Origin of the sequence: Pinirhizobacter soli (assembly GCF_015905305.1) — a bacterium.
GTDB lineage: Bacteria > Pseudomonadota > Gammaproteobacteria > Xanthomonadales > Rhodanobacteraceae > Pinirhizobacter > Pinirhizobacter soli.
In genome coordinates this window covers 433934-449442 of record NZ_JADZLQ010000001.1, presented here as the reverse complement: position 1 = coordinate 449442, position 15509 = coordinate 433934, and the positions used below count along the sequence as shown (strand labels likewise).

The 15509-nt window shown below is 63.2% G+C and carries 13 protein-coding genes; 8 read left to right on the top strand and 5 right to left on the bottom strand.

Annotated features, from left to right (window positions below; all coding sequences use genetic code 11):
- The first annotated feature begins 76 nt into the window (after positions 1-76).
- From NDK18_RS01610 to NDK18_RS01590, 5 genes are all read left to right on the top strand, one after another.
- The gene (locus tag NDK18_RS01610; protein WP_250626908.1) at positions 77-1807 is read left to right on the top strand and encodes an ATP-dependent nuclease; all 1731 of its coding nucleotides are present in this window, start codon (positions 77-79) and stop codon (positions 1805-1807) included.
- Positions 1794-3212 (top strand): UvrD-helicase domain-containing protein, encoded by a 1419-nt coding sequence (locus NDK18_RS01605; RefSeq protein ID WP_250626907.1) that lies wholly within the window; start codon positions 1794-1796, stop codon positions 3210-3212. The genes NDK18_RS01610 and NDK18_RS01605 overlap by 14 nt, the downstream gene beginning before the upstream one ends.
- 76 nt (positions 3213-3288) lie before the next feature.
- Positions 3289-4746: a hypothetical protein gene (locus NDK18_RS01600; protein ID WP_250626906.1), complete on the top strand. Its 1458-nt coding sequence runs from the start codon at positions 3289-3291 to the stop codon at positions 4744-4746.
- 226 nt (positions 4747-4972) lie between these two features.
- Complete coding sequence (locus NDK18_RS01595; protein WP_250626905.1) at positions 4973-5575, top strand: 2'-5' RNA ligase family protein; 603 nt, start codon at positions 4973-4975, stop codon at positions 5573-5575.
- A 110-nt stretch (positions 5576-5685) separates the two neighbouring features.
- Positions 5686-6072 (top strand): YciI family protein, encoded by a 387-nt coding sequence (locus tag NDK18_RS01590; protein WP_250624398.1) that lies wholly within the window; start codon positions 5686-5688, stop codon positions 6070-6072.
- Between the two features lie 66 nt (positions 6073-6138).
- On the opposite strand, the gene NDK18_RS01585 is transcribed toward NDK18_RS01590, so the two are convergent.
- The 3 genes from NDK18_RS01585 to NDK18_RS01575 all read right to left on the bottom strand — a co-directional run bounded on the left by NDK18_RS01585 (position 6139) and on the right by NDK18_RS01575 (position 10020).
- A complete protein-coding gene (locus NDK18_RS01585; RefSeq protein WP_250626904.1) occupies positions 6139-6678 on the bottom strand; it encodes a hypothetical protein in 540 nt (179 codons plus the stop codon).
- Between the two features lie 40 nt (positions 6679-6718).
- Positions 6719-9277, bottom strand: coding sequence for a glycoside hydrolase family 3 C-terminal domain-containing protein (locus NDK18_RS01580; protein ID WP_250627639.1), 2559 nt, complete (start codon positions 9275-9277; stop codon positions 6719-6721).
- Positions 9278-9408: 131 nt separating this feature from the next.
- A complete protein-coding gene (locus NDK18_RS01575) occupies positions 9409-10020 on the bottom strand; it encodes an NAD(P)-dependent oxidoreductase (RefSeq protein WP_250626903.1) in 612 nt (203 codons plus the stop codon).
- A 257-nt stretch (positions 10021-10277) separates the two neighbouring features.
- Here NDK18_RS01575 and aqpZ point away from each other — a divergent pair, with 257 nt between their 5' ends.
- Positions 10278-11003 carry an aquaporin Z gene (gene aqpZ / locus NDK18_RS01570; RefSeq protein ID WP_284692063.1) on the top strand — a complete coding sequence of 242 codons (726 nt, stop codon included), beginning with the start codon at positions 10278-10280 and terminating at the stop codon, positions 11001-11003.
- A gap of 224 nt (positions 11004-11227) precedes the next feature.
- A complete protein-coding gene (tadA, locus tag NDK18_RS01565) occupies positions 11228-11680 on the top strand; it encodes a tRNA adenosine(34) deaminase TadA (RefSeq protein WP_250626901.1) in 453 nt (150 codons plus the stop codon).
- 9 nt (positions 11681-11689) lie between these two features.
- Here the strand turns inward: tadA and NDK18_RS01560 are convergent, their stop codons facing one another.
- Both NDK18_RS01560 and NDK18_RS01555 read right to left on the bottom strand, forming a co-directional pair.
- Positions 11690-12505, bottom strand: coding sequence for an NAD-dependent protein deacetylase (locus NDK18_RS01560; protein ID WP_250626900.1), 816 nt, complete (start codon positions 12503-12505; stop codon positions 11690-11692).
- 35 nt (positions 12506-12540) lie between these two features.
- Positions 12541-14463, bottom strand: coding sequence for an LTA synthase family protein (locus NDK18_RS01555; protein ID WP_250626899.1), 1923 nt, complete (start codon positions 14461-14463; stop codon positions 12541-12543).
- A gap of 209 nt (positions 14464-14672) precedes the next feature.
- Between NDK18_RS01555 and NDK18_RS01550 the strand changes: the two genes are divergently transcribed.
- Positions 14673-15314 carry a response regulator gene (locus NDK18_RS01550; protein ID WP_250626898.1) on the top strand — a complete coding sequence of 214 codons (642 nt, stop codon included), beginning with the start codon at positions 14673-14675 and terminating at the stop codon, positions 15312-15314.
- The last annotated feature ends 195 nt before the right edge of the window (positions 15315-15509 follow it).

Genomic DNA, 15509 nt, shown 5'->3' with positions numbered 1-15509 from the left:
GTCGAGCTTCGCAATGTGCTTTTGCATCAGGGATTTCTAAAGCGGAACAGGCCGCACACCATCACAGGGGGACCCAATGGCAAGAATAAGAAAGATCGAGATCGCCAATTTCCGTGGCATCAAGCAATTGGTGTGGTGTCCATCGCCTGGCATCAATTGCCTGATCGGCACGGGCGACAGCGGAAAATCCACGGTGCTGGATGCGATCGATCTGTGCTTGGGCGCCAGGCGCAACGTGCAGATTTCCGACGCTGACTTTTTCGGCTTGGACATTACCGCTCCAATCAGCATCACGCTGACACTGGGCGCGCTGGATGACAGCATGAGTACGCTGGAAAGCTTCGGTGCCTTTCTGCGCGGCTATCGCGCCGCCACGGGCGTCGTCGAAGACGAGCCGTCCGCCGGTGCAGAAGTGGTTCTTTGCCTCAATTTGACCGTCGCCAGCGATCTGGAGCCATCCTGGACTCTCATCTCCGACCGCGCCACCCAGCAAGGGCTGGTGAAGACACTCGCGTGGAAGGACCGTCTGGCCTTGGCGCCGACGCGGATCGGTGCGCTCGCTGACTACAACTTGGCCTGGCAACGGGGCTCGGTCCTGAACCGCATCTCGGAGGAACGCGCTGATGCTTCGGCGGCACTCGTGAAGGCTGCACGGGATGCGCGCGGCACCTTTGGCGACCAGGCCGAGCAGCAATTGGGAGAAGCGCTTGGGATCGTCGCCGCGACCGCGCAGGAACTCGGCGTCCACATTGGCGCGAAGGCGAGGGCACTGCTCGACTCGCATTCCGTGTCGTTCGGCGGCGGGACCATTTCCCTGCACAACGAAGGTGGCATCCCGCTTCGCAGTCTCGGTGTCGGGTCCACGCGTCTGTTGGTCGCTGGTCTGCAGCGCAAGGCAGCCAGCCAAACGTCGATCGTCCTTTCGGACGAACTGGAATACGGTCTTGAGCCGCATCGCATCGCTCGGTTTCTCGGCTCGCTCGGCGCGAAGGAAGCGGCTCCCCTGCAAGCATTCCTCACCACTCATTCGCCAGTGGCGCTCAGGGAGTTGTCGGGTGGCCAGCTTTTCGTGCTGCGCCGCAGTCTCCACGGGCACGAGGCCCGCATGGTGGGCACCGATAACGACACGCAGAGCACCATTCGTCTCTATCCCGAGGCCTTTCTTGCGGGCTCCGTGATCGTATGCGAAGGGGCCAGCGAGATCGGACTCTTGCGTGGTCTGGATTTGCACCGGGTCGAACATGGCGGCGTGTCTCTGGCAGCACAAGGCATTGCGATGGTCGACTGCGGCGGTGGCGAGCCCGACCGGCCCTATGCCCGCGCGACAGCCTTCCAGTCGTTAGGCTACCGGGTGATGGTGGTGCGGGATGACGACAAGAAGCCCACGCCTGCCATCGAACAGACATTTCTGCAGGCCGGCGGAGCGGTCGTCGCCTACCGCGCAGGCCGCGCATTGGAGGACGAACTGTTTGGCAGTCTTACGCCGGTGGCGTGCCAGCACTTAGTCAAATATGCCCACGACCTGCATGGCGACCTGATTCACGAACACCTGCGCACCGTCTCTAACAACACGCTGACCGTTCAGGCCGTCTGGGACGAAATTCAGAACACACAAGCGCTGTCAGTGCCAAGCCGAGCCCTGCTCGGGCAGGCGGCGCGCATCCGCAAGGCCGGTTGGTTCAAGTCCATCTCGTGGATGGAGGATGTAGCAAGGACTATCGTGGCGCCGGACTTGCCGCTATGCGATCCGGGCTTCAAGGCACTGGTAGACCAGGTATCTGCGTGGGCTGCCCATGGGCCCCGCTGAAATCGACCTGCGCACGATTGCCCGCGGTACCGTGACGGCGCCGGCCGGGTGCGGTAAGACGCAGTTGATTGCCCACGCCCTGGCTGCTCACGGAGGTCGCAAACCCATCCTCGTCCTCACGCACACGAACGCTGGCGTGGCGGCACTTCGTGGCCGGCTGGACCGTGCCGGTGTGCCACACAGTGCTTATCGATTGAGCACCATCGACGGCTGGGCCATTCGGTTGATTGCGAGCTTTCCGGGTCGCAGCGGTCATGACCCGGACATCCTGCGGCTCGCCATGCCTGCGCGGGATTACCCAGCGATCCGCGAATTCGCCTGGAAGCTGTTGCAGGCCGGGCACGTCAGCGAGGTACTGAAAGCGTCCTATGCGCATCTCATTGTTGACGAGTACCAGGACTGTTCGGTGCCTCAGCACCATCTCGTCTACTTTCTCTCGCTGATCCTGCCGACCTGCGTGCTTGGCGATCCGATGCAGGGCATCTTCGGGTTCGGTGGCAACGCCTTGGCTAACTGGGAGCAGCAAGTGTGTGCGCATTTCCCGGTCGTGGCGGAACTGGCCACGCCATGGCGTTGGCGCAATGCCGGTGCGGAAGCACTCGGACAGTGGCTGCTGGAGGCTCGCCGCCTGTTGGTGGCTGGTCAGTCGGTGGATCTGCGCACTGGACCGCCAGCACATGTGACATGGGTTCAGACCATGCCGCCTAACGACCACCCGCAACGGCTGGCTGCCGCGCGGACACTGCCGCCCACGGCGGAGGGGCGCGTGCTGATCATCGCCGACAGCCGTAACCGGTCGAGCCAGCAGAACTTCGCAAGCCAGACGCCAGGGGCCTCGACCGTTGAAGCAGTCGACTTACAGGACCTCATCGCCTTCGGCAACAGTTTCGATGTTGCGTCTGCCGGTGCCTTGGGGCAGTTGCTGGCGCTGGCGCAAAGCGTCATGACCAACGTGGGTGTCGCAGAGCTGACACGGCGTCTGGAGTCGTTGGCCCGAGGAACCGCAAGGAATCCGCCGTCCACAGCGGAGAGCAGTGCCTTGGCGTTCCAGCGCGCCCCGTCCATCGCCGGAGCCGCAACACTGTTGTCAGAGCTGCGCGAAATGCCGAACGTGCGCGTGCATCGGCCCGCCATTCTCTACGGCGTTCTCAAGGCGCTGCGTGGGGCCTCGGCAGGAAACGTCCCGCTTGCGGAGGCTGCCAGGCGCGTGCGCGAAGAGAACCGATTGTTAGGCCGCCCGTTGCCCAAGCGTGCGGTCGGCAGCACGCTGCTGCTCAAAGGGTTGGAGGCAGAAGTGGCGGTGGTGCTGAATACGGAGGGCATGAGCGCACAGCACTTGTATGTGGCCATGACCCGGGGATCAATGAAGCTGGTTGTGTGTAGCGCCAGCCCCATATTGGGCTAAGTAGGAGGGGAAAGTGGCAAGAGAGAACAAGTTTGCAAGCTCGGGCGGTGCAAAAGAGACACCTGTTGGAAAGCTCATGGAGACCATCGTCGAGGACGTAATCAAGGCGAAGGCGATGACCTTTGCACAGTGGCATGCCCTCAGCGCGAACCCCTTGGTTCCGCTTGCCATTCCGGTGTCGCAAGGCGGGCAGTATCGGGTCACGCAAACTGGCGTGGACGCAGCTCACTTGCTGTCACAGCAAAGCTGGAAATCACGCGAAGCCCTGCGCCAGACGATCGATCGGGAGGCCTTCATGAAGCTCTCGTTCCAGGCCATCGGGGACACGCTTCGCGACTGCCAATCGCGCCTTCCGACAGTGCCGGACGGCCAGAATGAGCATGACGTGCTGCTCGGTGACGATTTTTATACGGTGCTTGCCGACGACTACCAAGCGCGCTTGCAGCAGTTGGCCGCTAGCGCGAGTCCCGACGTCGACCGGCATATCCCTTGCCATCTGTTTCACTCGGATCAGGCCGTGCCGGCATTCTCCGTGGGGCCGGTGCGATTCCTGCCGAGAGCGGAATGGCTCGATTCCTTTGTCAAGGACTCGGAGGTCCGCGAGCTCATCCGCCAGGTCGAGGCTCGTGAACTGAACATGGAGAGGTTGAGCGCTCGATCAGCTGCAGCCGAGGGTGGCCGCTGTGCGTCGCATGCGTTGGACGTTTTGCGTACGCTACGCCACTACAGCTGGGTAGCGACCATCCGGATGGAAGGGCATGAGCATGTGCGGTCTCATTTCAAAGCGTCGGTGGTGGTGGGACTCGCGATTGACGCAATCGGCCTGAGATTCCAGGTTGAGGATGCGCGACGATTTACGAAAGCCGGCCGGCAGCATCTTTTTGCAGAGGACCGGTTCGCGACCACGCTGGACGGACGGATATTGCGGGGGTCGAGCGTACAGATGCCCGGCCTTGGCGCACGCCCCGGCGCGCTGGCAGCCAAGATGGCGGGCGAGCAATCCTTCCTGGATGCCGCTGGGTGCATCTTGCAGCACTACGTCGATGGACGACGAAGCGGACATGCGCTGCATCTCGTCGAGCGCTGGGCGAACGCCCTGTACTGGGTCGGTGAAGCTCGTCGCGAGGCTTCGGACTTCATGGCAGTGGTCAACTACGGCTGCGCCGCTGACGGGTTGTCGGGCGCAGGCGGCAAGGCTAACGATATGACAAGCTTCGCCGAGACCGCACTCAAGCCTGAGGGTGAGACCGTGCCCGAGGGCGCTCTTACGGTGAATGCCGCCGTCCACAAGGTCTATCGAGAAGGCCGCAACAAGCTCGCCCACGGCGAAACGTCGGGACTGCTGGAGGATCTCGCAGAGCCGCGCGCAGTCGGCGAAGCGCTGCTGTCGGCGCTGTTCGATGTTGTGACGCCGATACTGGCTGATCTCCTGCAAAACGACTCGAACCTTCCGAAGCTCGAAGAGAAGCTCGCCTATCGTCTGCTTGAAGCAAAACTGGCACGCGCAAAGCAAGCGCTTGACGTGAGAGTTTGAGCGCGAGAGGCGGGCGGACAAGGTGCCGAGCTTCCTGTATCCTTTCATCTGATTGATGATGGTGTCGCTAGAGTTGCTCTCCCGCAAATCGGTCCATCTCCCGCGCCAGCAAAAGATGTATTCCTATGACGGTAAAAGCGACGGTAACGGCCCATGTCAATCACAGCCAATCCCTTTAACCACGCGGGTTTGGGTGGCCTGTTGATGATGGAGTGGGAGTGAGGGGGTGACCCAGCAGAACCTGTTTGGCGAACCGCCAGCGCAGGCGACGAATGGCCAGCACGCACACAAGCCTGGCGGGCCACCACAGCACACCTGGTTTTTCGCCTTGCGACCCTCCATCGAGGACTCGCGGCGCATCCATGCGTTCGCCGGGGAGTTGCTCTCATTCCATGGCGTCTTGGGCAAGCGGATCGCCCCTGAGCGTTTGCACATCACCCTGGAGCTGGTGGGGCACGACGTGGACGACGCCTTGGTGGAGGCAGCCTGCCGCGCAGCTGATGCGGTTTCCTTTCCCGCGATGGAGGCGCGCTTCGAGGCCGCCATGACGTTCTCGGCGCCCAGCGGCCCGCTCGTGCTGCTGGGGTCTGAAGGCCTGGACGAGGTGCGCGGCCTGCGCATGGCGCTGGGCTGTGCCATGGCCGATCATGGCTTTGCTCCGCCCCGCGCCTACGAGCCGCACATGACCTTGTGCTACGACCCGCGGCACCGCCTGGCGAAAACCCCGATCACGCCGATCGGCTTTCATGCCGGGGACTTCGCCCTCATCAAGAGCCACATCGGTTTTTCACGCCATGAGGTCCTGCGTACGTGGCGGTTGGCTGGCTGAGGTAAAAAAAATCCGGGGACGATGTCGATTTCCTGGGCGTCCGTTCGTCGTATTCAGTACCAGCCCGACAAGGCCGGCTCAATCCCGACAGGAGACTTCCGATGCACGTGATGGTGTTCGTCAAAGCGACCGAAGACAGCGAAAAGGGTCATTTCCCGGAGCCGTGGACCAGCCAGATGATGGAAGCCATGGACAGGTTCAATCAGGAGCTGATCGATGCCGGCCTCATGGTTTTTGCCGGTGACATGCCCATTGCCCAGGGCCTGAAACCCTCCTCGCAAGGCAAGCGCGTTGCATTCGACGGCCCCGGGCGTACCGTTATCGATGGGCCATTCGCCGAGGCCCGCGAGCTGGTGGCCGGCTTCTGGCTGTGGAAGGTCAAGGACCTGGACGAGGCCGAGGCCTGGGTGAAGCGTTGTCCCAATCCGATGCCGGGACCCAGCGAGATCGAAATCCGGCCGCTGTATGAGATGTCGGACTTCCCGGAGAAAAGCTGATGACCAGGCGCGATCTGACTGATCGTGGCCTACAAAGGCACGCTCAAGCCGGATTGAATGTAGTGCCTACAACAGTCGCCTGACCTGAACCGGTGATATGGATTCCGCCGGGACGCGTTCTTCCGAGCCGGTCCCGACGACGCGCCATGTCTTGCCACCATCTGTACTGACGGATTTCTCGTAGATGATTTTGTCAGGGGTCTTGAACCGGTTGGTAACACGGAGCATGGTGGGCTTTCCCCCGTGGGATTCGGTCCAGGGATATGTCCATACGTTGCCGGCTATCTGCAGCGTGCCACCAGGGTGCTCGCTGCCGTCCGCTCCGATGTCCGTGAGGTCAAACAAACCGGGCGCTCGCTGGTGGTAGCGCACGGTGCCGGCAGATTGACCGTCAATCATCTGATCGCATCTCGCGTCTTCCGCAACGCGTGAGCAACGATTGCTCATCGTTATCGTACGCTCGGAAACCGCGTGGCCGTCGGCACCACGCTCAACGAACTGGCCTCGCCATGAACCTCCGTAGCCGGTAATGATCTGGTCGACAGATGCGGCGTTGACGGCTGGTTGGACAGCCAGTGCGAACAACAGGATCTGAAGACCTTTCAATGCAGTCGCTCCTTAAGTGCGCCAAGCCACTCCCGCGCTGTCAGCGCGGGAGACGGGCTTCGCCGGTGATGGTGAAGTCGTTCGAAGGTTCGCCAGGCTTCGGCTGCGACCCGCCGACGTATAGCTGGTAGCGGCCTGGACGAACGCGGCGTTTGCCATTGGCGTCGACCAAGCTCAAGGCACGAGGGCTGATCGACAGGTGCACCACGCGGCTTTTGCCTGCCGCGACGGAAACACGCTGGAAGCCCATCAACGCGCGGCGCGGTGCGTCGGTGGCGCTGGGGTAGGCTAGATACGCCTGGACCACTTCTTCGCCGTCGCGCTTCCCGGTGTTGTGCACGGTTACGTCCACATCCAACGGTCGCCCAGCCTTCACGTGACCAGTTGAAAGCACGGGCGCATCGTAGGCGAACCGGGTGTAGCTCAGGCCGTCGCCGAAGGCGTAAAGCGGTTCTCCGGAAAAATACCGGTAGGTCCTTCCCTTCATCGCGTAGCTGGTGAACGCGGGGAGATCATTGACGCTGCGATAGAACGTCACCGGTAAGCGACCCGCGGGATTGGCAACACCGGCCAACATGCGTGCAATCGCGGTGCCCCCTTCCTCGCCGGGATACCAGGCCACCACGATGGCATCGGCATGCGCCTTGGCCCAGTTCAAGGCCACCGCGCTGCCACTCATCAGTACCACCACCAGGGGCTTGCCGCTGGCTGCCGCGGTTTCCAGCAGGCGTTGTTGTGGGGCGGGTAGTTCAAGGTCGGTGCGGTCACCGCCGGCGAAGCCGGGGACGTCCACTTTCAGTTCCTCACCTTCAAGGCCCGGCGACAGGCCGACGAAGGCCACCACGGCGTCGACGCCATCCATGGCGCGTCGTGCCTCGGCCAGTTGCGCGTCGGCCGGGGCGATCCATTGCAGGTGGATCCCCTCATCCTGGCCGTGTTCCCACTCCAGGCGCAGCCGTCGAGCGTGCGTATCAGTGACATGCAAGGTGGCTGTCGCGCTGCCGTCGTCGGCCGGGATCTGCGTGAGCAGGTGATCATCGATATATAGGCGAAGCTTGTCGTGTGCCTGACAGTCGTAGCAGCGTTCCACCATCACGCGCAGGGTGTAGTCACCAGGTCCGGGAGGCAGCAGGTCGCCCGACCAGCGCACGGCATAGCCTTCGGCGGGCAGCCCCGCCGCGGGCGCAGCCTGGTCCACATCCAGGTCGATCGTGGCATCGGTGCGTACGGCTACGGGTTTCGCGGTGAAGTCGTGCGTGGCGAAGTATTCCCCGCGCAGGCCCGAAGTGCCTTCACCGGTTGCATCGCGTAGCGCGGTGGACGGCAGCACCACGGGAACACCGGGGGCAAGCGTCGAGCCCTGGGCATAGCGGATGTTGGCCTTGCCCAACTGCGCCACCAGACCGGTCAGTGGGGATACCGGGTTCCGGGCCGTGCCGTGGTAGTTGGCTTCCAATACATCAAGCACGTCCGCATTTGGCCCGATCACGGCGATGCGCGCACCCGTCTTCAACGGAAGCACATCGTGTTCGTTCTTCAGCAAGACGATCGATTGCAGCGCCGCGCGCAAGGTCAGTTGGCGGTCGGCCTCGGTTTCGGTCGTGCCTGACCGCCATGCCTGGGTAGGCGGGTCGAACATCCCCAACCGAAAGCGTGCGGCGAAAAGCCGTTCGGCCGCGGTATCGATGCTGTGAGCATCCACCTTGCCTTCAGTCACTGCCTTGGCTAAAGCAGCATAGGCATCGCCGCAGTCAAGATCGGTGCCGGCCCGCAAGGCGCTGGCCGCGGAGCCGGCATTGTCGGGACGGTAGCGGTGGAACTGCGTCATGTCGTCGATGGCATCGCAATCGGAGACCACATAGCCCTGGAAATGCCAGTCCTTACGCAGTCGCTCGCCCAGCAGCCAGGGCAGGGCGCAGACGGGCGTGCCGCCGATGGCGTTGTATGCACACATGATGGAGCCCGCGTGAGCGTCGACGATCGCCGCACGAAATGCGGGCAGGTAGGTGTCTTCCAGGTCATGCGGCGATGGATCGACGTTGAAGCCGTGGCGGCCGGGTTCCGGCCCGCTGTGCACGGCGAAGTGCTTGGGCGTGGCGATCACCGTGGGATGCAGTGGGTCGCTACCCTGCAGGCCGCCGATAAATCTGCGGGCGAGCGCGGCGGTAAGGGTGGGATCCTCGCCGTAGGTTTCCTGCCCGCGGCCCCAGCGCGGGTCGCGGAAGATATTGATATTGGGCGACCAGATCGTCAGCCCGTGGTATTGCGGATGGTCGTTGCCAGTTCCGACGGCGGTGTAGCGCTCGCGAGCCTGGCGTGCCACCACGCCTCCCACTTCTTGCATCAGTGACGGGTTCCAGCTGGCGGCAAGGCCGATGGCCTGCGGAAACACCGTGGCCGGGCCGCTGCGGGCAAGCCCGTGCAGGCCCTCGTTCCACCAGTTGTAGGCGGGCACGCCAAGGCGCGGGATGGCAGGTGCCGCGTTCTGCAGCTGGGCGATTTTTTCCGCCAAGGTCATTCGCGCTATCAGCGCGTGCGCACGTTCGCCGGCGTCGTTCCCGGGCGATGCCGCTTGCACAGACCACGACACGTTGAACATCACGGCGGCGGCGAGGGCGATGACCCTGCACCGTGTGCGCTGGCGACGACAAGCCATGAAGATTCCCCTGGGACCGAAGTGTTCGACCTAGCATAGCCAATCCACGCGGCGCCCCAGGGGAATCCCAACACCTAGTAACCAATGGTGAAACGCTGCCGCACGTGGGCCGGTTGCTCGATCTCGTCGAGCATGGCGATGGCGAAGTCCTCGTAGGAGATCCAGCTCTTGCCGTGGCCGTCATGCAGCAGGGTGTCCCTGCCCAGCTGGAAGTTGCCCGTGCGCTCGCCGGCGACGAACAGCGCCGAGGGGCTGAGGAAGGTCCACTCAAGGTCGTCTTGCTGGCGCAGGGCGTCGAGGAAGCGCTTGCCGGCCGAGGCTTCGCTCTTGTACTCGGGTGGGAAACCGGGTTGTTCCACCAGCACCTTGCCGGGCGCGACTTCAAGGCTGCCGGCACCACCGACCACAAGGAGGCGCTTCACGGCTGAGTCGCGCACGGACTGGAACAGCGCCTGTGCATCGGTGCCATCGAAGTGCAAGGCGCTGACGATGGCATCGTGCCCCTGCAGCGATCGGACAAGGGCATCGGGATTCGCAACGTCCACGGCTACGGGCGTGACATGCGCCTGGCCCTGGAGCCTGGACGGATCGCGCGCGATGGCGGTGACGTCGTGGCCGCGGTTTACGGTCTCGGCGAGGATGCGGCCGCCGACATTGCCGGTGGCACCGATGATGGCGATTTTCATGGAACGAACTCCAGGAGGAAGGGGTAGTCTCTATTAGTAACCAGCAAATCGTAAGAGAGCTTCCCATGGTCAACAAGAAGGCAGGTGTACCGTCCCTGGTTACTTCGGGGGAACCATTGCAGCCAGGCGCTCAAGTAGGAGATCCCCTACAACTTTCGTCACGGTGTCGCCCCTATTCATGAGGGGGTAAATTCCCGGGAGCCTCTTTACCCGGGCGATGGCCGCCTCCGGCCGCCGCCACTCTCTGAGGATTCATCATGGGGATGTCCAAGCGCTTGGGTGCCGAATTCCTCGGCACGTTCTGGTTGACCTTCGGCGGTTGCGGCAGCGCGGTGCTGGCTGCGGCATTCCCCGAACTGGGCATCGGCTTCGCGGGCGTGGCCCTGGCCTTTGGCTTGACAGTAATGACCATGGCCTACGGCGTGGGCGCCATTTCCGGCGGCCACTTCAATCCCGCCGTGACCCTTGGCCTGTGGGCCGGTCGCCGGATTCCCGCCAGCTACATTCTTCCCTACATCGTGGCCCAAGTAATCGGCGCGGTCGTGGCGGCGGGGGTGCTGTACCTCATCGCCAGTGGCAAGCCCGGTTTCGTCACCGGTGGCTTCGCGTCCAATGGCTACGGTGATTTAAGCCCCGGCCACTACAGCCTGCTGGCGTGCCTGTTGGTGGAAGTGGTGGCCACCTTCTTCTTCCTGCTGGTGATCATGGGATCGACCGCGCCCACCGCACCCGGTGGTTTCGCACCCATCGCCATCGGTTTCGCCCTGACCCTGATCCACCTGATCGCCATCCCCGTCACCAACACCTCGGTGAATCCCGCGCGCAGCACCGGCCCGGCCCTCTTCGCTGGCGGCGCCTACATCAGCCAACTCTGGCTGTTCTGGCTGGCCCCCATCGTCGGCGGCATGCTCGGCGGCATCGTCGCCAGGATGCTGGGCGACACCCCAGCCTCCACCGACAAACCCAACATCGCCGCCAGCTAAAAACAAAGCAAAGCGAAGCGCCCGACGAGTACCGAGCGCCCAGCGATGCCGGAAGCCCCGCGATGGCGGGGTCAGACCACTAGTGCCAGCGCAACGCCCGAAGGCAACGCCCCAGGGCCCCAAGCGCTAGTGCTCTGACCCCACCTACGAAGCGAGGCTCTGACCTTTCTACGAAGCGAACGCTCTTACGCACCTACGAAGCGATCGCTCTTATCATTCGCTCCATGCCTACCGACGAAACCTGGATGCGCCGCGCCCTCACCCTGGCCGAACACGCACGCGATGCCGAAGGCGAGGTACCCGTAGGTGCCGTCCTGGTCCTCAACGACGAGGCAGTAGGCGAAGGCTGGAACCGCAACATCGGCACCCACGACCCCACGGCGCACGCCGAGATCGAAGCCCTGCGCAGCGCTGGCCGCAAGCTCGCCAACTACCGGATCCCCGGTTCCACGCTCTACGTCACCCTCGAGCCCTGTGCGATGTGCGCAATGGCCATCGTCCACGCCCGGATAGCGCGGGTGGTCTACGGCGCCACAGATCCGAAGACCGGTGCAGCCGGCAGCGTGTTCGACACCCTGATCTCTGAGCGCCACAACCACCGCGTTGCCGTGGACGGCGGCGTCATGGCGGATGAAGCATCCTCGATGCTGCGTGAGTTCTTTCGCTCAAGACGCTGACGCAATTACTTAATTCATCAGGAAGGCAAGGCTTTCCCCACACGGCGCCTCAACCTTCAGGCTCAGTAGTTCATCGGCCCGGGTACGTCCAAGGTTGAGCGCCGCGACAGGAAGCCCCCGCCGCGCCGCCTGCAGCACGATCCGGTAGCCGGAATAAACCATCAGCGACGACCCCACCACCAGCACCGCATCGGCGGCATCGAGCCCTGCCTGCGCGTCGTCCACCCAGGGCCGGGGGATGTTCTCGCCGAAGAACACCACGTCGGGTTTGAGCATGCCGCCGCAATGGGGGCAGGGCGGAATGGCGAAAGCGTCGAAGTCCAAGCCTTCCAGGTCCGCATCGCCGTCGGGCGCACGCAGCGCGTCGAGGGAAACCCAATCCGGATTCAACGCCTCAAGCTCCGCCTGGAAACCATCGCGGCCCAGCGAATGCCGGCAAGCCAGGCAACGCACGATGTCCAGCCGGCCATGCAGATCCACCACATCGCGGCTGCCGGCCTTCTGGTGCAGGCGGTCGACGTTCTGGGTGACCAGGCGGCTGACCTTGCCGTGTTCCTCCAGCCTTGCCAGCGCCCGGTGCGTGGCATTGGGCTTGGCCATCCCGAAGTAGCGCCAGCCCACCAGGCTTCGCGCCCAGTAGCGGCGCCGCGTGGTGTCGTTGCCGGTGAAGGCCTGGAAAGTCACCGGCGGCTTGCGTTTCCAGGCACCGTCCGCGTCACGGTAATCAGGAATGCCCGAATCGGTGCTGCAGCCCGCGCCGGTAAGAACCAGCAAGCGCGGATGGCGGTCGATGAAGGCTTCGAGGTGGGCGATAGGGTGGGTCACGGCTTCAGCATAAATAGGCCTTGACCCGGCAGCTATCAAGGCTTGTGGCGCATCCGGCCATCCTTGAACATCTCCGCCGCCCCCTGGTAGGCCGCGATGGCGTTCGTCACGTCCTCCTGGTTCACCGCCTGCACGGCCGTGGCTTCACCCGTGCGGAAGTCCGGATTGACCTGTTCCACGCTTTGCTGGGTGGAGAGCACGGTCATCCGGTCGCCGTGGATATAACCCAGCTTCTGGTAGGTAGAAGGAAACGCCCGCTCGCGGCCAGGCTCCAGCGCCATCAGGTCGTAGCCGAAGAAGTGGCTGGTGTAGCTGAAGTTGAGCAGGCCCAGCAAGGTGGGGCCGATGTCGATCTGCGACATCAGGCGGTCTTCGTGGCGCGGCGTGATCCACTTCGGCGCGTAGATCAACAGCGGGATGTGGTAGCGGTTCACCGGGATCGAGCTCTTGCCCGCGCTGGCGGCGCAATGGTCGGCGGTGATCACGAACACCGTGTCGTCGAAATAGGGCTTGGCGCGCGCACGCTTGATGAAATCGGCGATGGCCCAGTCGTTGTAGCGAAGCGCGCCGGTGCGCGTGCCCTGCTTGCCCTGCACGCGCCCTTCGGGATAGGTGAAGGGCCGATGGTTCGACGTGGTCATGATGTGCAGGAAGAACGGCTTGCCGTCGGCCTGCGCCTTGTCCATCTGCTGCAATGCCAGGGTGTAGAGGTCTTCGTCGGCGACGCCCCAGACATTCTCGCTGTGGATGGGGATGTCCTTGCCGATCGCCGTGCGGTCGGCCACGCCGTAGCCGTTGTTGGCGAAGAAGTAGTTCATGTTGTCGAAGTAGCCGTAGCCACCGTAGACGAACTTCGACTCATAGCCGCGCTCGTTGAAGATGTCGGCGAGCGAATGCAGGTTCTCGTTGCCTTTCTGCTTCACCAGCGAATCGCCCGGCGTTGGCGGCACGCTAAGGGTGAGCGCCTCAAGGCCGCGCACCGTGCGCGTGCCATTGGCATACAGGTTGGTGAAGAACAGGCTTTGCGACGAGAGAGCGTCGAGGTTGGGCGAGACGTCCCTCGTACCACCAAGCGACCGCAGGTATTCGCCCGAAAGGCTCTCCACGCTGATCAGCACCACGTTGAGGTGCTTCTCAGGACCTTCGTGGGTGATCTTGCGGGTGATGTCGTTCGGATCGTTCGACACGAACTCAGCGTCGGGTGTCTTCAGCTGCTGGCGCAGGGTGGCGGCGACCTCGGCATCGGGCAAGGTCTTGTAGAAGTGCGGGTAGTCCAGCCGGCTGTTGCGGAAGGCGGCGACGAACTCGTAGATGCCGTCGCCTGACAGGGCATCGACATAGGCGTTGCCGGACGTGTTCTTTGCCACGGAGGTCACGCCAAAAGACACCGCCACGGTGACAACGAGCCACGCCAGTACCACCAGGGTCCGCGCCCCGAAACGGCTGCCGTCGTCGCGCGGGGCGAGCACCCGGCGCGTAAGCCACACCACCACCAGCGCCACGATCGCCAGCTCCGTCATCCAGCGGACCACCGGGTACGACTCGCGGATGTTGCCCACCACCTCGGTGGTATAGATGAGGTAGTCCACGGCGATGAAATTGAAGCGCGTGGCGAATTCGCCCCAGAACGTCCATTCGGACAGGGCGATGAACATCAGCGTGTAAAGCCACGCGAAGCTGAAGACGAGGGTGAGCCAGCGCTGCACCGTCGACAGGTACACCCGTTGCGGCACCAGCCACAGATAAAGCAGCACCGGCCACGCCAGGTACAGGAAGACGATGAGGTCGTAGCCAAGGCCCAGGCCGAACACCCGGGGCCAGGATCCTGCCGACACGTCGGCGCGCGCGGCCACCAGCAGCACGATGCGGATAACCAGCTGGATCAGCACGAAACACACGCCCAGCCAGACCAGCGGGCGAAAGCGCTGCCAGAGCGCCCGGCGATTATCTTCAGACACTTTGGCAAGCTCCATGGGCATGTGCCCGGATAATCTACGGAATTTTAGGAAGCGGCGCTTTGTTTTTCCTTTCGATAGTAGAGGCTGACCGACCCCGGGATGGGCATTATTTGAGCTTGCTTCGCTGGCAGGACGAGGAGCCAAGGCGCAAGATTGTTCCTGCCGATCTGATGCGGCCCACCTAAAAACGCCCGATCGGGGGACAAAAGATGGATATCCGGATCATCGTGGCCGATGACCACCCCGTCATCCTGGCGGGTATCAGTGTTGCCATTCGCCAGGCCGGGGTGGGGCAGGTGGTGGGCGAGGCCACCACCCCGCAGGGCCTGCTCGACCTGCTGGCGAGTACACCCTGCGACGTGCTGGTGACCGACTACCGCATGCCCGGGGAGGGCCATCGCGATGGCCTGGGCTTGATCGACGATATCCGGTCAGGGTGGCCGGATTTACCCGTCGTGGTGGTCACTGCGGTGATGAATGCCGCCCTTTACCGGGAAATGATCGACGCCGGCGCCACGGGCCTGGTCGACAAGACCAGCGACGTCAATGAGATTCCGCAAGCGATCCTTGCCGCCCACCGAGGGGATCGTTACCTCAGCAAGAACGTCGACGCACTGGCAGGCAGGCGGCGGTCCCTGGACATCCGGGTAGCCACGCTCGAGGACCTCTCCCCGCGGGAGCTGCAGATCCTGAAACTCTTCAGCGAAGGCATGAGCGTTACCGAAATCGCCCGCTCCACCTCCCGGGGGATGTCCACGGTGAGCCAGCAGAAGACCAGTGCGATGCGCAAACTGGGGCTCACCAGCGACGCCCAGATCTTCGATTACGTGCGTTCCAGGCGCTCAGATTGAGAAAAATTCCAACCCCGGGGTAATTACTTAAGTATTTGAATTTAAGAAGAAAATTCGGGTCGGCGAGATGTTCTCGCCGGCCCGTTTTCGTACCCGGGGGAATTTGAGCTTTCTTCCATGGGTCCAGATGCGCCCGTCGGAGAGGATGCGTTCGCCGACAGGGTCTTTGCCCTGCCGGACGCCTTCGCAAGTACA